The sequence below is a fragment of the Rhizobium sp. BT-226 genome (assembly GCF_025847085.2).
In the GTDB taxonomy this organism is placed as follows: domain Bacteria; phylum Pseudomonadota; class Alphaproteobacteria; order Rhizobiales; family Rhizobiaceae; genus Rhizobium; species Rhizobium sophorae.
The window spans coordinates 1,692,508-1,711,961 of the sequence record NZ_JAOYTI010000001.1 but is presented as its reverse complement, the minus strand read 5'-3'; the positions used below and the strand labels follow the sequence as shown (position 1 = coordinate 1,711,961).

The window sequence follows — 19,454 nt, the reverse complement described above, 5'->3', positions numbered from 1 at the left end:
TGTTATCCGCTTATACATAGAACCGGTAGCCGTCGGAAATTTCCGCGCCGAGCTTGTTGTTGCGTGAGACGAAATCCTCCAGGAATTCGTGCAGGCCCTGATCCATGATATCCCGGATCGCCCTCGTCTGCAGTGTGGTGCGGATTGAATCCGCCGTATCGTGGGCAGGAAGCCGCTCCTCGTAATCCTGGGCCAGATAGCCGAGATTGCTGACGATCTTCTCGTAACAATAGGCAAGCGAGCGCGGCATCTGGACATTCAGCGTCAGGAAGTCGGCGATGTTCATCGCCCGGTATTCGCCGTCATAGGCCCAGCTATAGGCGCGGTGCGCCGAGACCGAGCGCAGGATCGATTCCCACTGCACGTTGTCGAGGGAGGAGCCGACAGCCGAGACCGAGGGCAGCAGCACGTAATATTTCACGTCGAGGATGCGGCTGGTATTGTCTGCCCGCTCGATGAAGGTGCCGATGCGAGCAAAATTATAGAGCTCGTTGCGCAGTGTCGAACCATGGAAGGCACCGCGTATGAGGCCGGCGCGGCGCTTGATGACATCGATCACCTCTGGCATTTCGGCCGCCTTGACGCGCTTTTCGAGTAGCGACTTCAGGTCGATCCAGCATTCGTTGGTCGCTTCCCAGGTCTCGCGTGTCAGGGCGGTGCGCACCATGCGGGCATTGTTGCGGCCGGAATCGATGCACGACATGACGCTCGACGGATTCGTGCGATCGCGCAGCAGATAGTCGATCGCGTCTGCGTTGGTCAGCTTGTTATGGCCTTCGTCATAAGCCTCGCGTACGCCCGCACTTTGTAGAACGCCATCCCAATTGTCATCGCCGGTGCTGCTGCGGGTCAGCGACATGCGCAACCCCGCATCGATCAGGCGGGCTATATTTTCGGCGCGCTCGATGTAACGAAACATCCAGTAGAGGCCGTTTGCTGTTCTTCCGAGCATCAGTCCTCCAATACCCAAGTGTCTTTGGTGCCGCCGCCCTGGCTGGAATTGACCACCAGCGAGCCCTGCTTCAACGCCACGCGCGTCAGACCGCCCGGAATGATCTGCACCTTGTCGGATACAAGCACATAGGGGCGAAGGTCGACATGGCGCGGCGCGATGCCCTTGTTAACGAGGATCGGCACGGTGGAGAGCGACAGTGTCGGCTGGGCGATGTAATTGTTCGGTTTGGCTTTCAGTTTCTCGGCAAAATCGGCGCGCTCCTTCTTCGACGCCGTCGGGCCGACGAGCATGCCGTAGCCGCCGGAGCCGTGCACCTCCTTAACCACCAGCTCTTCCAGGTGCTCCAACACGTATTTCAGGCTGTCGGCTTCCGAACAACGCCAGGTCGGCACGTTTTCGAGCAGCGCCTTGCGGCCGGTATAGAATTCGACGATCTCGGGCATATAGGAATAGATCGCCTTGTCGTCGCAAATGCCGGTGCCCGGCGCATTGGCGATGGTGATGTTGCCGGAGCGGTAGACATCCATGATGCCGGGAATGCCGAGCGCGGAATCAGCCCGGAAGGTCAGGGGATCGAGGAAGTCGTCGTCGACGCGGCGGTAGAGCACGTCGATCGCTTCGTAACCGCGCGTCGTCCTCATCTTCACCTTGCCGTCGATGACGCGCAGATCCGAGCCCTCAACCAGTTCGACGCCCATCATGTCGGCGAGGAAGGAATGTTCGTAATAGGCGGAATTGTAGATGCCCGGCGTCAGCACGGCGACGCGCGGCTTACCCTTGCAGCCTGGAGGGGCGAGCGAGGCCAGGCTCTGACGCAGCAGATAGGGATAATCCTCGACACGCTGCACCTTGTTCTCATGAAAGAGCTCAGGGAACATCTGCATCATGGTTTCCCGGTTTTCCAGCATGTAGCTGACACCGGAGGGCGTGCGGGCATTGTCCTCCAGCACGTAAAACTGGTCCTCTCCGGTGCGCACGATATCGGTGCCGACGATGTGGGTGTAGACGCCGCCGGGCGGCCGGAAGCCGATCATTTCGGGGATGAAGGTGACGTTGTTCTCGATCAGCTCGCGCGGAACGCGGCCGGCGCGGATGATCTCCTGCTTATGATAGATATCGTCCAGAAAGGCGTTGAGCGCGATCACTCGCTGCTCGATGCCTTGGGCGAGCTTGCGCCATTCGCGGGCGGAGATGATGCGGGGAATGATGTCGAAGGGGATGAGCTTTTCGGAACTGTCGGCATGGCCGTAGACCGCGAAGGTGATGCCGGTCTTCCGGAAAATGTTCTCCGCATCGCGGGATTTGGCAATCAGATGCGCCCGGTCTTGGCTGTTGTACCACTCGAAGTATTTGTCATAAGGCGGGCGGGGACTCTCGTCCCCGGTAATCATTTCATCAAATGCCAAAGGCTCGGCTCCCCTTTTTTGTTCATTTGAATACAACGCAAATGGCAATGCAAGAACCATGCGCAGTTCGAGGAAAAGATTTTGCGCTGCGGGAAACGGGTGAAAATCTGGGCATTTAAAGTGATGCGGTGCGGCATGGCGGATAGGGGGGTATCGAGGCTTGCCCAAAATCTGAGCATGTGAGCGTTTTCGTTCGGCCTACTGCATAATTTCACTCTTAAATCGACTCCGCTTTAAGAGTGAACTATGAAGCAATTAGAGTGCTGCAGCGTCCTTTGCGCCTCTCGAAAAGACGCGCGGCGCTGTAGGCGGTCGAATATGGTCATGCGCAGGTAACCGCCGGCTGGCGCGATCGCCACTGGATCGCTGCCATCAGCGAAATTTCAGATAAGCATCAACGCTTCGCCTTTGACGGCGGCGGCCGGGTGGGGCTATCAGCACGGCAGCCTCTTCTCTCCCGAGCCCGCCCCATGTCCCTCGATCGCCTTGCCCCCGCCGTCTTCGTCCTGCTCTGGTCCACGGGCTGGGTGGTGGCGAAATACGCCTCGCTCCATTCCGAACCCTTCACCTTTCTTTCGATACGCTACGCGCTGTCGGCGGCGGCATTCCTGGCGTTCTGCCTGGTGGTGCGAGCGCAATGGCCCAGCCGGACGGCGGCGTTGCGTGCCGTCTATTCCGGCTTCTTCCTGCATGGTTTCTATCTCGCCGGTCTCTGGTGGGCGATCGCCAATGGCGTGCCAGCCGGCATATCGGGCATCATCGCGGCCCTGCAGCCGCTGCTGACGGCGATGGCAGCTCCCTTCCTTATCGGCGAGCGGCTGCAGCAGGCACAGAAGCTCGGCCTTGCCCTTGGCTTCGTCGGCATTGCCATCGCCATTTCGCCGAAGCTGCTCGATCCGGCGACCGCCGATCTCACGCATGCCGCCCTGCCGCTGGCGATCAACCTCGTCGCCATGGCGTCGGTCACCTACGGCACGCTGTATCAGAAGAAACACCTGCAATCCGGCGACCTCAGAACCATCGCGACCCTACAATATGTCGGCGCGCTGATCCTCACGCTGCCGCTTTCGCTGGTCTTCGAGCATCAGCATTTCGACGGCGCCGCGCAGGCCTATGGCGCGCTGGCCTGGTCGGTCTTCGGCCTGTCGATGGGCGGCGTCGGACTGCTGCTCTATCTGATCCGCCGCGGTCAGGTGTCACGCGCCGCCTCGCTGATCTACCTGATGCCGCCGGCTGTTGCACTCGAAGCCTTCATCGCCTTCGGGGAACCGCTGACCCTGCCGCTGATCGTCGGCACCGTGGTGGTCGTGACAGGCGTCTATCTCACGAACCGCAGGACGTTCAGCGAGCATAGGCCAGCGGAGGCGTAGATAACAAAAAGGCCGGAGATATCCCCGGCCTTTCCGCTTTTCGATCGTTTAACTTATCAGGCGCGTTCGCGGCGCTGGCCGCCACCGTTGCGGGAGCTGGAGCCACCGCGGCGGTTGCCGCCATTGCCGTCGCGGCGCGGTTCGCCGCCCTGGGCCTGCTGCGGGCCGCGGTCCTCGCCGTGCTTGCGGGCCGGGCGGCCGTGGGCATGGCGGCTGTTGCCGCGGTGATGACCGCTCGGCTCACCATTGGCATGGCCGTTATGGGCAGGACGCTGCGGCTTCGCCGAAGGGCGGAAGTCGGAGGTCGAGACCAGATCGTTGTCGGGACCGAGGTTATGGGTCGCTTCGCCGCGGCGCTGGCCACGGAAATCCTCGTTGCGGCTGGTCGGGCGCTCCGGACGTGGACGACGCTCCTCGCCGCCGGCGCGGACTTCGCTGCCTTCACCTTCGCGGCGTGGGCGGCGTTCCTGACGGCTGCCGCGATGCTCGGAGCGGTTCTGGTCGCCACGGCCTTCGCCACGACCCTGGCCTTCGCGACCCTGGCCGCCATTGCGATTGCGGTTGTTGCCATTGCCGTTGGCACGGCGGGGTCCGCCGGTGATATTGGCCGGCGCTTCGCCGCTTGCGACGGTGATGTCGATGCCCATCAGGCGCTCGATGTCACGCAGCAGCTTGGCTTCGTCGGGGGCGCAGAAGGCGATGGCGACGCCGTCGCGGCCGGCGCGTGCCGTGCGGCCGATGCGATGGACATAGGCGTCGGGCACCTCAGGCAGGTCGTAGTTGTAGACGTGGCTGACGGCCGGGATATCGATGCCGCGGGCGGCAACGTCGGTGGCAATCAGCGTCTTGATGCTGCCGTCGCGGAAGGCCTTCAGCGCCCGCTCGCGCTGGCCCTGGCTCTTGTTGCCGTGGATCGAAGCGACGGAATAGCCGACATTCTCGAGATGCTTCATCAACTTCTCCGCACCATGCTTGGTGCGCAGGAAGACGATGGCGCGGCCGTCAGGGTTTTCGGTCAGCGACTTGCGGAGCAGTTCCGTCTTGTCGTTCTTGCCGCCGACGAAATGGACGTACTGTTCGACCTTGTCGGCAGCTTTGCCCGGGGGCGTGACTTCGACCTTGATGGGATCGACGAGATATTCGCCGGCGAGATCGGCGATTGCCTTCGGCATGGTGGCCGAGAACAGCATGGTCTGGCGCTTTTTCGGCACCATCTTGGCAATTTTGCGCAGATCGTGGACGAAGCCGAGGTCGAGCATCTGGTCGGCTTCGTCGAGCACGAGATAACGAACCGCAGTCAGCGTGATCGCGCGGCGATTGACGAGGTCGAGCAGGCGGCCCGGCGTGGCGACGAGGATGTCGGTGCCCTTTTCGAGCTGAAGCTGCTGCTTGTTGATCGAGACGCCGCCGACGACGACATTGATGCGCAGCGACGATTTGCGGATGAACTTCTTCAGGCTCTCGGCGATCTGGTTCACCAGTTCGCGCGTCGGTGCGAGGATCAGCGTCCGCGTCGTGCGGTTGTCGGGGCGCCGTTCGTCGGCGAGCAGCTTTTCAATCAGCGGCAGGCCGAAAGCGGCGGTCTTGCCGGTGCCGGTCTGGGCAAGGCCGATCAGGTCGCGGCCTTCGAGGAGGAGGGGAATGGCATGTTCTTGGATCGGCGTCGGCGTTTCGATGCCGAGCTGGAACAAAGTAGCGACGATCGGCTTGGAGACACCAAGCGATTCAAAATTAGTCAAGGTATAACCTTTCGGGGCGCCACAATGACTATCGCCGGAACGCACCATGCGATCCGGTTTCATTCTGGCGTCAAGAACCCCGCGTGAAGTGGGAACTTGTGAGTTGGAAAAAGCTTTCCAGCGCTTCTGGCCGCTCATGGGGAGTGCGGCGCTCTATCGAAATGCGCTTTTGTCCCTTCTTCCTGCATCTGTATTTTTCAGCAGGGGCACGCTCACGCGGCGGCCGGAAGGGTGAAAGCTGACCCGCATTTGGGCTAGTTCGCGTGGAAAGTCAAGTGCAGTGCACAAGAAAGCCTCAAGCTGGGTCAGGTGAGGGCATGACGAGGACGAAGCGTTGCGATGCGGTCTCCACACCGTTGACGAGGATGGCGATGCGATGTTCGCCGGGATAATAGCGCCGCGTCGTGATCGGTCGCATGGCGTGGCGGCGCTCAATTGTATGGCTTTGCCCCGGAGCGAGCATTATCGCCTTGCATTTAAAGACCTTGGGTGAGAGCGAACCGTCGCTCTTCACGTGGTGAATGGCGTAGTCGATCATCAGCGATTGCGTGATCTCGCCGGCATTCGTCACGCGGATTTCGAAATCCAGCCCTGCGCCGAACATCACCTCTGCATTCTGGAGCCGCAGTTCGCATTTGAGGGAAGCGGCCGCGGCGAAGCCGAAATTGGCGAGCGCTTGCGCGTGGCCGTTCTTCAGAAGCGTGCGCGAAGCATGTTTCAGCAGCCAGCGACGTTCGGAGGAAGCGCCGTCTATATGGTCGGCGATGAAGGCGGCGACCAGATCGGGGTGATCCTTGGCGACGTCGTTCAAGCTGTTGGCCACGGAGCGGCGCACATAATCCTCCGGATCATCCATCAGCGCGGTCAGGATGGGCAGGATCGGCGCCGGATCCTTGACGAGTTGCGGCAGACGCATCGCCCAGGGCAGGCGCGGCCGCGTTCCCTCGCTCGCCAGCCGGCGCACATGCTGATCGGGATCGTCAACCCAGCCGGAAATGATGGCCAGCGCGCGCTGCTGGTCGCGGTGGATAAAGGGGCGGATGCCGTATTCGGCAGTGAAATGCGGCGTCAGCGCCTTTAGGAGATCGAGACCGAGATCGAAATGATCGGGGCCGCGTGCGGCGATGAACTGATTGACCGGCAGCAGCATCCAGCCGGAGAGCCCCGGCCGGCCGGCGGCGGGCAGGCTCGCCTTCAGAATGGCTGCTGCCTCCCGGAAATCATCGGGGAGCGTTGCAAACAGCGCGTCGCGGATCAGGGCCGAGCGCTCCATCAGCTCCAGCGCCGTGAGGCCCTCGGTCGCCAGTGTCACGAAGCGGTTTCTGTCGAAGGACGGCGCGTTGCCGGCAATGCGATCGGCCATATCGCCCACCAATGCCTCATGCAGCAGGTTCTTGAGCGGTTCCGGCATGCTGGTCCTTCCTCTCTATGCGGCCGCCGCCGCATGCCGCCCGTATGGGGGCAGCATGGTCTGCGTGGCGCGAGCTTTAGCGTATCGGTGCCGTCGATTTCCGTGGAATGAGGGTTGGGGCCGAGATCCGAATACGCTCTTCGGCAGGGCTGTTGTCACCGGCAAGAAGATCAAGGGCGTTTGATGCAATTTGCTCGAACGGCACCCGCAACGTCGTGAGCGGCGTGGGGAGGTGGCTGACAATCGGAATGTCGTTATAACCTACGATCGAGATGTCCTGCGGCACGGAAAGGCCGAGTTTCGTCAGTCCCGACAAGGCGCCGATGGCGGTATTGTCGTTGACGGCGAAAATAGCGGTTGGGCGCGGACTGAGATGCATCAGTGTCTCGACGGCTACCGCACCGGACTCGATGCCGAATGTCGAGGGAATGATGTATGAGGGATCTGCATTCAATCCAGCCTCTTCCAAGGCGTGCCGGAAACCCTCGACGCGGCCTCGCGAACTGGACGCATAGGATGGACCGGCAATGACGCCAATTCTGCGATGGCCGAGATCGAGGAGATGGCGGGCCGCGAGGTAACCACCGAGCCTGTCATCGCCGACCGACGAGAGGCTGTGGCCATCCGTCCGGAGTGCCAGGACATAAGGAATACCGCGTTTTGCCAGCTCGTCCGGAAAGTCATCGTCTTCCCGCGCCGTCGAAAGAATCAGTCCATCGACACCGCGCTTCAGCAGAGACTCGGCCGCAAGCCGGTCTGCCTTTGGCTTGTCGTCGGTCGTTGCGACAATCGCGAAGCGGCCACTACGGCTGCAGGCCTTGGCCAGCGCTTCGTACAGCATGGCCATGACCGTATCCGTCAACCTAGGCACGATCACCCCGATTGTCATTGTATTGCCGCGCCTAAGGCTCGCTGCAGAAACATCCCTAACGTATCCAAGCTCTTCGGCAACCTTGCGCACGCGACGCGCGGTCTCGCTGTCGGATCGCGGAAGCCTCTCGTCGAGAATGCGGGACACGGTAGACTTGGAGACACCGGCTGCGGCAGCGACGCCGTGAATAGTGACGCGGGTCTGACCTGGAACTTCATCCGTCTTTGAATTCATTGAGCCTTTTCCATTCGAGTCGGCAATCGGCCGCCATTCTCAGCATGCACCAAAAAAGATATTGACTCCAGAGAATTCGAGAACGATAGTGGGAACGTTCCCGTAAACGATCCTATAGACGACCGCGGGTGAACCGTGATCGCACGAAGGAGGAGACCAACATGCAGCCGATGGATATGCGCGGGCTGAGCCCGGCCCCCGTTACCGCATTCACCCGCGACGGTGAAGTTGATCACAAAGCCAATGCCAAACTCGCCAAATGGCTGGTCTCGATGGAAGGCGTCAAAAGCCTCGTCATCCTCGGCCATGCCGGCGAGGGCACCTTCCTCACGGAAGAGGAGCGCCTTGCTCTGATCCGCACGTATGTCGAAGCGGTCGACGGTGCCGTTCCGATCATTGCCGGGATTACCGGTGAAGGCACGAAGGTCGCCGCTGAAGAGGCCAGGAAATGCAAGGCCGCGGGTGCCACCGGCGCGCTCGTCTATCCCAACCACGGTTGGCTGCGTTTCGGCTTTCAGAAGGGAGCGCCTCAGGATCGCTATAAAGCAATCTGGCAGGAGTCTGGCCTCCAGTGCATCCTGTTCCAGTATCCCGACGCCACCAAGGCATCATACGATCTCGATACACAGCTTGCGATTGCCACACAGGAAGGCGTCGTCGCCACCAAGAACGGCGTGCGCAATATGAAGCGCTGGTATGTCGAAATTCCGGAGCTGAAGAAGGCCAATCCAAAGCTGCAGGTTTTGAGCTGCCACGATGAATGGTTGCTGCCAACCATGTTCGATGTCGACGGTTTGCTCGTCGGTTATGGCAATATCGCGCCGGAGCTGCTGATCGACCTGATCAAAGCTGGCAAGGCGCAGGACTATCCGGAAGCGCGCAAGATCTTCGAGCGCCTTCTTCCGGTGACGCGTGCCGTCTATCACCGCGGCTCTCACATGGAAGGCACCGTTGCCCTGAAACTCGGCCTCGTGCACCGTGGTATCCTTGATCACGCCACGATCCGCGAGCCGCTGAAGAACCTTGGCGAAAAGGCCGAAGCAGAGATCTTTGCTGCCTTCGACGCCGCCGGTATTGGCCGCGTTGACCAGCTCCTGGCTGCCGAGTGACTTCTTTGACGCCCCTGCGCATGTCGCAGGGGCGCATTCCGAAGGGGGAAGGAAACCATGGAGACCCGCCGAGGCAGACTTACGTCTTCGAAGGTCATTGCTCTGACAGGACGAACTGACGCGCAATAGCAACCATCAAGCAGGAGCGCCCCTGGCCGGGAGAGTGGTAGGCCACGGGGCGAGAAGGAGGAACCAATGAATGTCATGCAGCCTATGCCGGCTGAGACGGCGAATGCCGCTGATCATCAGGCCGAAATCAGCGCTCGTCTGGAGCGCCTTCCCATCACCCGCGAGGTATTCTGGGCGCGCAATATCGTCGGCGCCGCAACGTTCTTCGACGGCTACACAGTCATCGCCATCGCTTATGCCATGCCCGTCCTCGTCCGCGAGTGGGGCCTGACGCCCTCGCAGACCGGCATGATCCTGTCGATGGGCTATCTGGGGCAATTGATCGGTGCGATCCTGTTTGGCTGGCTCGCCGAGAGGATCGGCCGGCTGAAAGTTCTCCTATTCACCATCCTGCTCTTCGTCAGCATGGATGTCGCATGCCTGTTTGCTGCCGGGGCCGGCATGATGATGGCCTTCCGTTTCGTCCAGGGGATCGGCACCGGCGGCGAGGTCCCGGTTGCCAGCGCCTATATCAATGAGTTGATCGGATCGAAGGGGCGCGGCAAGTTCTTCCTCCTCTATGAGGTCATGTTCCTGCTGGGCCTCGTCGGCGCCGGGCTGATCGGCTACTTCATGGTACCGGTTTACGGCTGGAAGGCGATGTTCGTCGTCGGTCTCGTTCCCGCAATCATCATGATTCCTCTGCGCTGGTTCCTGAAGGAATCACCGCGTTGGCTGGCTGCCAACGGCCGCTATGGCGAAGCAAACGCTATCGTCACCCGCATGGAAGAAAGTGCTCGCGCAGCCGGCAAGGAATTGCCCGAGCCGAAGCTCATCCAGGCGCCTGTCCGCCGCAAGTCGGACTGGCGCGAGCTCTTTCAGGGCATTTACCTGAAGCGGACGCTTTCCATCTGGGCAATGTGGTTTACCGCCTATACGGTGGCCAACGGTACGATCACCTGGCTGCCGACCCTGTATCGACAGGTCTTCAACCTGCCGCTTCAAACCAGCATCTTCTATGGTTTCCTGACGTCGGTCGGCGGCGTGATCGCCGCCGTCATCTGCGCGCTGCTCATCGACAAAGTGGGACGCAAGCGCTGGTATACCGGTGCGCTGCTTCTCGCTCCCGTGCCGCTGCTGGCCCTCGCATGGCTCGGCGCGACCTCTCCCATCCAGGTTTTGGTTCTAGGCGGCCTCGCTTATGCGATCGTCCAGACCGTCACATTCTCCCTTTACCTGTACTCGGCAGAGATCTACCCGACGCGCCTTAGGGCATTGGGAACAGGAACCGGCAGTGCCTGGCTTCGCCTGGGATCATCGGCCGGCCCGATCCTCGTCGGCACGGTGATGTCTTCCATGGGCATCCAGTATGTCTTTGCGAGCTTCGCAGCCATTCTGATCGTCGGTGCAATCATCACGATGTTGTTTGCGGTAGAAACCAAGGACCGCGTGCTGGAGGAGCTTTCTCCGTAACGTAAAACACGGTCTGATCGGCTTTGAGCTGGCGGATGAAAATCCGCCAGTTTTGGTCGTCATTGAGGACACTGGGTCGGCGCCGCCGGGAGGTCAAGCGGCGCCGGATGCGGTTTTCCTATTCCGGGCAGACTTTGACGCGGTAGGGTTCGCCCCATCGATCGTGCCGCCATTCGAGATGGCAATAGGACGGCCGGTAATAGGTCCTATAGACGGGATAGGGGCGATAAACAGGATAGGCAGGGTAAACAGGGTAGGCGGGACGGGCGGCCTCCGACAGCAGGGCGCCGCCGACGACGCCGGCGGCAAGGCCGCCCCAGAAGGCATCGCGTGGACGGGCATCGGCAGTGGTGGCGGTGGCGAGCGAGGCGCCGGCAAAGGTCAGCGCAATCAGGCCCGTCGCCATGGTTTTATGAAGAACGGACATGGTATTTTCCTTTCATGGGCATGGCTTCCATAAAGCCATGCCGCAGACTCGGCCCGGATCTCGGCGGCGCAATGGCCACGCAAGCGGTTTCGGCATTAAATTTTCGTCATGATTTCAACGGATACCGACGTCGAAAGGATTTATAGCGGGCGACCTTTCAGTCTCGTGCAAGCCGTGGCCGGTAATCCCGAATTATCTTCGGCTTGGTGAGCCGGCTCGTAAAATTCCGCTGTCGAATTTTATGGTTAAAACCTTGTTAAAAGCCTTGGCGTTATAGTTTTTGTAGTCGATATTTCATTCATTACGGGAGCGATATTTTTTGAAATCAGCCGGGGAACTTCTGGAGTTGGCTTGCCGCCGGATCGCTGATCTGGATACCCCGGCCTATGTCAAGAACAGCGAGCTGCGTTATATCGCCGTCAACGAGGCCTATGCCCGTTTTCTAGGCCGCGAGATTTCCGATTTCATCGGCAGGCGCAGCCGCGAGCTTCTCGACCGTCCCGAGGAAGAGGAACGCGAGGACAAGGAACGCCGCGCGCTGGTATTCGGCACCGAGGAAAACGCCATCTGCTTCGATGTGGCTGGCATCGGCCATGAGCGCATCCAGATCGAAAGCTTTTCGCCATCGCCGGACCGGGCTTATGTGCTCGGCATTTTCGAAGTGCGCGAGCCGCTGCGCCGGACGATTGGCGACCCTGGGATCGCCGGCGACCCTTGGATGACTGGCGACGCCGGCGTCGTCGCCGATTTGGCCCGCGTGCGCGAGGCGCTGGAACAACTCGACCATCCGATCGGCATCTTCGCCGAGGATGGCCGGCCGCTGGTCGTCAACGCGGCCTATCGCAACGGCGCAAAGCCTGCGGCCGCCGGAGATTCGGCCTGGGGTGAGAGCGTCAACGAACTCGACGTTCTGCGCACCGTGCTGGAGGACCTGCCGGTTGCAGTCTTCGTCCGCGACGACAAGCACCGCCTGGTCTATGCCAATAAGTATTACGACACCTTCAGCGGCCACGACCGCTCCCAGATACTGGGAATGACCGAACATGAAATGTTCGGGCCGGAAGGTGGCGAGGCGATCTACCAGGAAAACCTGCTGGCGCTCAGGGACGGCATTTCGGTGGAGCTCGAGAGCGAGATGCCGAGCAAGAGCGGCCACATCTATCCCGTCATTTCGCGCGTCAACCGCGTCATGACGGCGGATGGGCGGACCTATGTCGTCGGCTCTTTCTCCGACATCTCGCTGCTCAAGGAGCGCGAGAAGGCGCTGATTGCGTCGCGCAAGCAGGAAGAAATACTGCATCGGGATATCGAAAGTATCCTGCGCTCGCTGCCGGTCGGCGTGCTGATCCTCGACAACGACCACCGGATTCTTTACGTCAACGATGAATTCTACAGCATCTGGGAGCTGCCGCTCGACGATCGCTTCGACGGCCGCCCCTTCATCGACGTCATCCGCCGCAATTTAGAGCTCGGACGCTACGACGGCACGCAGACGCCGGAGGAGATCTACGCCTTCCGCAAGCATCTGTTCGAGGCCGAAGTGCCCGAGCCGATTGAGCTCGGTTGGGCGGGGGGCAAATCCGTCATCTTCGACAGCCGCCGCATCTCCAACGACCGTATCCTGCTCACCTATGCCGATATCTCTGCGGTGCGCGAGCGGGAAAAGGAAATTCACGAGACCCGCGCCGCGCTCGAGCGGGTCGGCGAGATGATGCGCGATGCGACGCATGCGATGTCCCAAGGTCTTGCCATCGTCCAGGACGGCGTCATCAAGATGTCCAACGGGGCGATGGCCGATATCCTGCAGATTCCGCCCGCCTATATCGAAGCCGGGCAGGGCTGGCTCGGCATGTTTGAATTTTGCGCGGCGCGCGGCGATTTCCACGATGCCGCGGCGGAAATCCTGCAGGGCTGGCGCGACAATATCGCCGCCAGGCTGCCGATTTCCACCGTCTTCCACGTCGGCGGCGAGCGCTGGGTGAACATGGATGCGACGATCAGCAAGGGGCAGCATTGGATGGCGCTCTTCACCGACGTCACCGAACTCAAGAGCCGCGAGGAGGAGTTGCGCCATCTCTTGTCGCGTGCCGAAGCCGCCGACCGCGCCAAATCCGAATTCCTCGCCAATATGAGCCACGAGATCCGCACGCCGATGAACGGCGTGCTTGGCATGGCGGAGCTGCTTGCCAAGACCAATCTCGACACGCGCCAGAAGACCTTCGTCGACATCATCGTCAAATCGGGCAATGCGCTGCTGACTATTATCAACGACATCCTCGACTTCTCGAAGATCGATGCCGGGCAGATGAAACTGCGCAAGGCCGCCTTCGATATTACCGAAGCGGTGGAGGATGTGGCGACACTTTTGTCTTCGCATGCCGCCGAGAAGAACATCGAGCTCCTGGTGCGGGCAGCACCCGACCTACCCGCCGCGGTGATCGGCGATGCGGGGCGTTTCCGCCAGATCGTCACCAATCTCGTCGGCAACGCCGTCAAGTTCACCGAGCGCGGCCATGTCTTCGTCGATGTCGGCTTCCAGCCGGCCGCCGGTGGCGAGATCATGGCGAGCATCCGCATCGAGGATACCGGCATCGGCATCCCGTCGGAAAAGCTGGAATCGGTCTTCGACAAGTTCTCGCAGGTGGACGCCTCGTCGACCCGGCGGCATGAGGGAACCGGCCTCGGTCTTGCGATCACCGCTGGGCTCGTCGATCTTTTCGGCGGTTATCTCAACGTCGAAAGCGAGTGGAACAAGGGCTCCGTCTTTACTGTCAACCTGCCGTTCGCTGTGGCGGCCGCCCGCGTCGAACCGAAGCCATTGCCGATCAACGTGCAGGGCGCGCGTATCCTCGTCGTCGACGACAACGAAGTGAACCGGCGCATCCTGACCGAGCAGCTGTCGCTCTGGGGCTTCGACGGCGTGGCCGCCGAAGGCGGCGGTACCGGTCTTGCGATCCTGGAGGCGGCGGCCAATCTCGGCGTCACCGTCGATGCCGTCGTGCTCGATTATCATATGCCCGATATGAACGGCGCCGATGTCGCGCGCAGGCTACGAGCCGATCCCCGCTTCGTCGAACTGCCTATCATCTTCCTGACGTCGATGGATATTTCCGGCACCGAAAAGGAATTCGCGGCGCTGAACGGCCACGCGCATCTGATGAAACCGGCGCGCGCCAACGTGCTGCGCAACACCGTCGTCGAAGTGGTGCGCGCCAGCCGCGTCAAGCAGGCTTCCGAGGCTGAGATTGCCCGGCTGCAGACGGAAGCGGCCGTGCCGGCGCCCCCGCCAGTGCCGCAGAAGCGGGCCGCTGAATTCGTCGATGTGCTCGTTGCCGAGGACAACGAAGTCAATCAGATCGTCTTCACGCAGATCCTGCAAGGCACGGGTCTTTCCTTCCTCGTCGTCGACAATGGCGAGGAGGCGGTCGCCGCCTGGGAGCGGCATACGCCGCGCATTATCATGATGGACGTCTCGATGCCCGTGATGAACGGCCATCAGGCGACGCAGACGATCCGCGAACGGGAAATGGGGCAGGGCCACCGGGTGCCGATCATCGGCGTTACCGCCCATGCGCTCGAAAGCGACCGCGAACTCTGCCTCGACGCCGGCATGGACGATTACATGTCGAAGCCGATCAGCCCCGAATTGCTCGAGGAAAAAATCCGCCAGTGGCTCGGAACGAGCGAGCAACTGCCGGAGCGCACCAGCTACTGATCTGTACGCTGGTCGGGTGAAGCCTTGGCGCCACAGAGCATTTCGCGCTTGCCGGCAAAGCCTTGGCGGCGCTCGACGGCAAAACCGGCGGCGATGAGGTTGCGGCGTACGAAGCCGGCCGCCGCATAGGTGGCGAAAGTGCCGCCGGCTGCACTTTTCTCGCAGACGAGGCGCATCAACTGCTCCGACCACATATCGCTGTTGCGCGACGGGGCGAAGCCGTCGAGATACCAAGCGTCGAAGCCAGGCTTGGCCGCTGCAACGCCATCGAGCGCGCGGCCGCAGACCACGCTGAGCGTCGTTTGAGAATCGAGGTTCAGCGAGACGGTGCCAGCAGGCGCATGCGGCCACGCCGCCGTCAGCGATTCGCGTTCGACATCGATCTCCGGCCAGTGCGACAGCGCCCGGCCGATTTCTTCGCCGCGCATCGGGTGGAGTTCGAAGGAGATGAAATGCAGGTGTTGGCCGTCTGCGCGGTGGAGCTTCCATTGCCGCCAGGTCTCGGCGAAGTTCAGGCCGGTTCCGAAGCCGAGCTCACCGATCAGAAATGCCTGCCGCCCGTTCCAGCGCTCCGGCAGGCCGTTGCCGGCGAGAAAAACATGGCCGCATTCCAGCCGTCCGTCGGTCTGGCAATAAAAATGATCGCCAAAGGCGGTGGAATAGGGCATATCGCCGTCGCGCCATTCGAGCGGCTGCGGCGCGCCTGCGCCAATCTGATCGGGGTTCACGTCTGTCATGGAAAAAGCCGATAGTCCTGCGCCGGTCTCAGGTCAATCGTCCTGCGAATTGCTGATCGTCGGCGGCGGCATCATGGGTCTCTGGGCGGCCGTCCATGCCGAGCGCCGGGGTATCCGGACTCTTATCAGTGACGCCGGCAGATTGGGCGAAGGTGCAAGCGGCGGCCTGCTCGGCGCGCTGATGCCGCATATGCCGGACCGGTGGTCGCAGAAGAAGAAGTTCCAGTTCGATGCGCTGGTCTCGCTCGAAACCGAGATCGCCGCGCTCGAAGCAGAGACCGGACTTTCCGCCGGCTACCACCGTTCCGGACGCCTGATCCCGCTGCCGAAGCCGCATCTCCACACAATAGCGCGCGGCCATTTCGAGGACGCCGAACGCCATTGGCGGGCGGGCGACCGCCGCTTCCACTGGCATGTGCTCGACAGCCCGCCGGTCGATGGCTGGATCAAGGCGTCTGCGGGCGAGAGCGGCTTCGTGCATGACACGCTCGCCGCCCGCGCTGCACCACGCTTGCTGGTCGCAGCGCTCATCGCCTTTCTGCGGCGGGCAGAGCATGTTCGCATCCTAGAGCATGCGACGGTTGCCGGCCTCGATCCCGATCGCGGTACGGCCGAAATCAACGGCGAAACCATCGTTTTCAGTCACTGCATCCTGGCCGCCGGCCATCAGTCCTTTCCGTTGCTGCAGGAGCTGACGCCGGGGCTGAAACAACCGCTCGGCCAGCCGGTCAAGGGGCAGGCGGCATTATTGAAAGCCGACATCGACCCAGCCCTGCCGACGGTCTTCCTCGACGGGCTCTATATCGTCGCGCATGAAGGCGGGCACGCGGCAATCGGCAGCACCAGCGAGAACCGTTTTGACGATCCAGTGTCCACCGACGCCCAGCTCGACGTGCTGATCGAGGCGGCGCGGGCGATTGTGCCAAGCCTTCGCGACGCCCCCGTCGTCGAGCGCTGGGCGGGGCTTCGCCCGAAGGCGATTGACCGCGATCCGATGATCGGCCGCCACCCCGATCACCCACGCCTGATCGCGCTGACCGGTGGCTTCAAGGTCAGCTTCGGTCTGGCGCACCGGCTGGCGGAGGCGGCGATATGTATCGCAGGCGATACAGACTGCGGATTTTTGCTGCCGGAAAGCTTCGCAATTTCAAGCCACATCGCGGCGGCTTCACGTTAAACGTGAATTAGGCGCCGCTGCCTTTCGTTATTCTGTCATGCAAATCACCTATCTGCTTGCGCATCGACAGCGCCTGAAGTCACCGGCGCTCACTTCCTTGATGGAGGAAATCGCATGCGCTATGCCATTTGCTTCACGCCTCCGGCGAGCGACCCGCTCTCGCTCGTAGCCGCCAATTGGCTTGGCCGAAACGTGTTTTCCGGTGATGTGACGGAGCCTCCGGCCATTCGCGGCCTCGGCATTCACGAGATCGCCTTCCATACGGCCGTGCCGCGGCGCTATGGTTTTCACGGTGTTTTGAAGGCGCCGTTCCACCTCTCCTCCGACGTGTCGGAATCTCAACTCCTGCGCGATCTTATGCGTTTCTCCGGAACGGTCCTTCCTTTCCGGATGCCGCGTCTCGAAGTTGCCAGGCTCGGCAATTTCTACAGCCTGCTGCCGAATATCCCTTGTGGGCAGATCCAGTATCTGGCCTCGGCAATCGTGCAGGAATTCGATCGTTTCCGTGCGCCGCTGAGCGAAGCCGAGATCGAGCGCAGCGATCCAGACGGCTTGTCGGCAGCGCAGTTCGCCAATCTGCATCGCTGGGGCAACCCTTACGTGATGGAGGAATTCCGCTTTCACATGCCGGTGACGGGCCCGATCAACGCGATCGACATGCCGCGCATCGAGCCGGCGCTGCGGACGATCTTCGAGCCTGTGCTGAGAGAGCCGATCATGGTTTCGAACGTGGCGCTGATGATCGAGGAGGGCACCGGCGGTCCCTTCCGCGTTCATTCGCTGCATCCGATGGGCAAGGTCAGCGCGCGCAAGATCGCCTGAAGTTCCCTGCGCTAAGGATTTGTTCCATAACGGAAAAATTCCGCTGCGCAGTTTCCTTCTCGACATTCCGGCTGCGGATGCTACCGTTCCCCGTCTTTTCAGAAGGTGATTTGATGGTATCCGAGACCTATCCGCGCAATCTCGTCGGTTATGGGCGTCTTACGCCCGATCCGAAATGGCCGGACGAGGCACGCGTCGCCGTGCAGTTCGTCATCAATTATGAGGAGGGCGGCGAAAGCTCGATCCTCGACGGCGATCCGGCTTCGGAAAACCTGCTGTCGGAAATCGTCGGCGCTGCCGCCTGGCCGGGGCAGCGCAACCTCAACATGGAATCGATCTATGAGTATGGCTCGCGTGCCGGCTTCTGGCGGCTCTGGCGGATGTTCACCGATCTCAAGGTGCAGGCAACCGTCTACGGCGTGACGCTGGCGATGGCCCGCAACCCCGAGGCCGTCGCCGCGATGAAGGAGGCCGGCTGGGAGATCGCCAGCCACGGCTATCGCTGGCTGGAATACAAGGATTTTCCAGAAGATCTGGAGCGCAAGCATATCCTCGAAGCCGTGCGCCTGCATAGCGAACTTACGGGCGAGCGGCCCTACGGCATGTACCAGGGCAAGCCTTCCGACAATACGCTTCGGCTGGTGCAGGAGGAGGGCGGTTTCCTCTATTCCTCCGATTCCTATGCCGACGACCTGCCCTATTGGGTGAAGGGCGTCGACGGGAAACCCTTCCTGATCATCCCCTATACGCTCGAAACCAACGACATGCGTTTTGCGACGCCGCAGGGCTTCAACGCGGGCGATCAGTTCTTCACCTATCTGAAAGATGCCTTCGACACGCTTTATGAGGAAGGCAAGGCAGGCAGCCCGAAGATGATGTCAGTCGGATTGCATTGCCGCCTCGTCGGACGTCCCGGCCGGGCGGCAGCGCTGAAGCGCTTTATCGAATATGTGCTGAAGCACGACAAGGTCTGGATTCCGCGCCGTATCGAGATCGCCGAACATTGGCACAAGCACCATCAGCCGGAAGCGCTCTGATGATGTCACGCGAGGATTTCGTCTCCCGCTTCGGCGGCGTCTTTGAACATTCGCCTTTCATCGCCGAGCGCGCCTATGACGCTGGCCACCTGACGGAGCCGCTGACGGTGGGCAGCGTGCATGCGGCCCTTTCCGCTGTCTTCCGGGCGGCAAGCCCGCTGGAGCGTCTCGGCGTGCTCAGCGCCCATCCTGACCTCGCCGGCCGCCTCGCGATAGCGGGCGAGCTCACCGAAGACAGCCGGAAGGAGCAGTCCGGCGCCGGTCTCGACCGCCTGAGCCCGGCCGAACATGCCCGCTTCACCGAACTCAATTCGGCCTATGTCGAAAAATTCGGCTTTCCCTTCATCATCGCCGTCAAGGGGCTCGGCAAGGACGATATCCTGTCGGCCTTCGAAACACGGATCGGCAATGATCGGGACGAGGAATTTACGACCGCGACGGCGCAAGTCGAGCGGATCGCGCTGCTGCGCCTGACGTCGATGCTGCCGGAGGCTGAATGAACGAGCGGCGCGCGATCGACTATCTCAATGAGATGTATGAGGCGGCATCCGAAGCGCTGTCTTTCGTCGGCGGAATGGATGGGGCGGCGTTTGCCGGGGACAAGCTCACTTTCAAGGCGGTGACCTTTTGCCACTTCACCATCGGTGCCGCGGCATCCCGCTTACTGGTGACTCATCCGGAATTTGCGACTGAGCATCCCGATCTGCCGTGGACGAAAATCTGCGGCACGGGCAACCGTATCCTCGACGGTGTCTTCGATCTCGATCCTTCCGACATCTGGGAGGCGACGTATCGCACGCTGCCGGAGCTTCTTTCCGCGATCGATGCCATCCGTCACTGGCACGCCCAAGGCGAGTGAAGCC

At 61.5% G+C, this 19,454-nt stretch carries 16 protein-coding genes; 9 read left to right on the top strand and 7 right to left on the bottom strand.

Annotated elements, in window-relative coordinates; translation table 11 throughout:
* Nucleotides 1-10 precede the first annotated feature (10 nt).
* Nucleotides 11-952: an alpha-E domain-containing protein gene (locus OIU37_RS08690; protein ID WP_011653079.1), complete on the bottom strand. Its 942-nt coding sequence runs from the start codon at nucleotides 950-952 to the stop codon at nucleotides 11-13.
* The gene (locus OIU37_RS08685; RefSeq protein WP_168309433.1) at nucleotides 952-2,361 is read right to left on the bottom strand and encodes a circularly permuted type 2 ATP-grasp protein; all 1,410 of its coding nucleotides are present in this window, start codon (nucleotides 2,359-2,361) and stop codon (nucleotides 952-954) included. Before OIU37_RS08685 ends, OIU37_RS08690 begins: the two co-directional genes overlap by 1 nt.
* A 470-nt stretch (nucleotides 2,362-2,831) precedes the next feature.
* On the opposite strand from OIU37_RS08685, the gene OIU37_RS08680 reads away from it, so the two are divergent.
* Nucleotides 2,832-3,731, top strand: coding sequence for a DMT family transporter (locus OIU37_RS08680; RefSeq protein WP_264257132.1), 900 nt, complete (start codon nucleotides 2,832-2,834; stop codon nucleotides 3,729-3,731).
* 56 nt (nucleotides 3,732-3,787) lie between these two features.
* On the opposite strand, the gene OIU37_RS08675 is transcribed toward OIU37_RS08680, so the two are convergent.
* The 3 genes from OIU37_RS08675 to OIU37_RS08665 form a co-directional block, all read right to left on the bottom strand.
* A complete protein-coding gene (locus OIU37_RS08675) occupies nucleotides 3,788-5,518 on the bottom strand; it encodes a DEAD/DEAH box helicase (protein ID WP_264257462.1) in 1,731 nt (576 codons plus the stop codon).
* A 247-nt stretch (nucleotides 5,519-5,765) separates the two neighbouring features.
* Nucleotides 5,766-6,881 (bottom strand): DNA alkylation repair protein, encoded by a 1,116-nt coding sequence (locus OIU37_RS08670; RefSeq protein WP_264257131.1) that lies wholly within the window; start codon nucleotides 6,879-6,881, stop codon nucleotides 5,766-5,768.
* A 76-nt stretch (nucleotides 6,882-6,957) separates the two neighbouring features.
* A complete protein-coding gene (locus OIU37_RS08665; protein ID WP_182208704.1) occupies nucleotides 6,958-7,986 on the bottom strand; it encodes a LacI family DNA-binding transcriptional regulator in 1,029 nt (342 codons plus the stop codon).
* A 161-nt stretch (nucleotides 7,987-8,147) separates the two neighbouring features.
* On the opposite strand from OIU37_RS08665, the gene OIU37_RS08660 reads away from it, so the two are divergent.
* Entirely contained in the window at nucleotides 8,148-9,095 is a 948-nt protein-coding gene (locus OIU37_RS08660; protein WP_168309445.1) for a dihydrodipicolinate synthase family protein, read from the top strand.
* A gap of 195 nt (nucleotides 9,096-9,290) precedes the next feature.
* Nucleotides 9,291-10,676, top strand: coding sequence for an MFS transporter (locus OIU37_RS08655; protein ID WP_180694423.1), 1,386 nt, complete (start codon nucleotides 9,291-9,293; stop codon nucleotides 10,674-10,676).
* 118 nt (nucleotides 10,677-10,794) lie between these two features.
* On the opposite strand, the gene OIU37_RS08650 is transcribed toward OIU37_RS08655, so the two are convergent.
* Nucleotides 10,795-11,103: a hypothetical protein gene (locus OIU37_RS08650; RefSeq protein ID WP_171604282.1), complete on the bottom strand. Its 309-nt coding sequence runs from the start codon at nucleotides 11,101-11,103 to the stop codon at nucleotides 10,795-10,797.
* 319 nt (nucleotides 11,104-11,422) lie between these two features.
* On the opposite strand from OIU37_RS08650, the gene OIU37_RS08645 reads away from it, so the two are divergent.
* Nucleotides 11,423-14,818 (top strand): response regulator, encoded by a 3,396-nt coding sequence (locus OIU37_RS08645; protein ID WP_264257130.1) that lies wholly within the window; start codon nucleotides 11,423-11,425, stop codon nucleotides 14,816-14,818.
* On the opposite strand, the gene mnmD is transcribed toward OIU37_RS08645, so the two are convergent.
* A complete protein-coding gene (gene mnmD / locus OIU37_RS08640) occupies nucleotides 14,812-15,555 on the bottom strand; it encodes a tRNA (5-methylaminomethyl-2-thiouridine)(34)-methyltransferase MnmD (protein WP_171604280.1) in 744 nt (247 codons plus the stop codon). The two genes, OIU37_RS08645 and mnmD, sit on opposite strands and share 7 nt — an antisense overlap.
* Between mnmD and OIU37_RS08635 the strand changes: the two genes are divergently transcribed.
* The 5 genes from OIU37_RS08635 (at nucleotide 15,554) to OIU37_RS08615 (ending at nucleotide 19,450) form a co-directional block, all read left to right on the top strand.
* Nucleotides 15,554-16,732: an FAD-binding oxidoreductase gene (locus OIU37_RS08635; protein WP_171604279.1), complete on the top strand. Its 1,179-nt coding sequence runs from the start codon at nucleotides 15,554-15,556 to the stop codon at nucleotides 16,730-16,732. The two genes, mnmD and OIU37_RS08635, sit on opposite strands and share 2 nt — an antisense overlap.
* A gap of 114 nt (nucleotides 16,733-16,846) precedes the next feature.
* Nucleotides 16,847-17,554: a DUF1045 domain-containing protein gene (locus OIU37_RS08630; protein WP_180694426.1), complete on the top strand. Its 708-nt coding sequence runs from the start codon at nucleotides 16,847-16,849 to the stop codon at nucleotides 17,552-17,554.
* 113 nt (nucleotides 17,555-17,667) lie between these two features.
* On the top strand, nucleotides 17,668-18,591 hold the full coding sequence (gene puuE, locus OIU37_RS08625; RefSeq protein ID WP_171604277.1) for an allantoinase PuuE: 924 nt from the start codon (nucleotides 17,668-17,670) through the stop codon (nucleotides 18,589-18,591).
* Complete coding sequence (gene uraD / locus OIU37_RS08620; protein WP_180694428.1) at nucleotides 18,591-19,091, top strand: 2-oxo-4-hydroxy-4-carboxy-5-ureidoimidazoline decarboxylase; 501 nt, start codon at nucleotides 18,591-18,593, stop codon at nucleotides 19,089-19,091. Before puuE ends, uraD begins: the two co-directional genes overlap by 1 nt.
* A complete protein-coding gene (locus OIU37_RS08615) occupies nucleotides 19,088-19,450 on the top strand; it encodes a DUF86 domain-containing protein (protein ID WP_129421666.1) in 363 nt (120 codons plus the stop codon). Before uraD ends, OIU37_RS08615 begins: the two co-directional genes overlap by 4 nt.
* Nucleotides 19,451-19,454 lie beyond the last annotated feature (4 nt).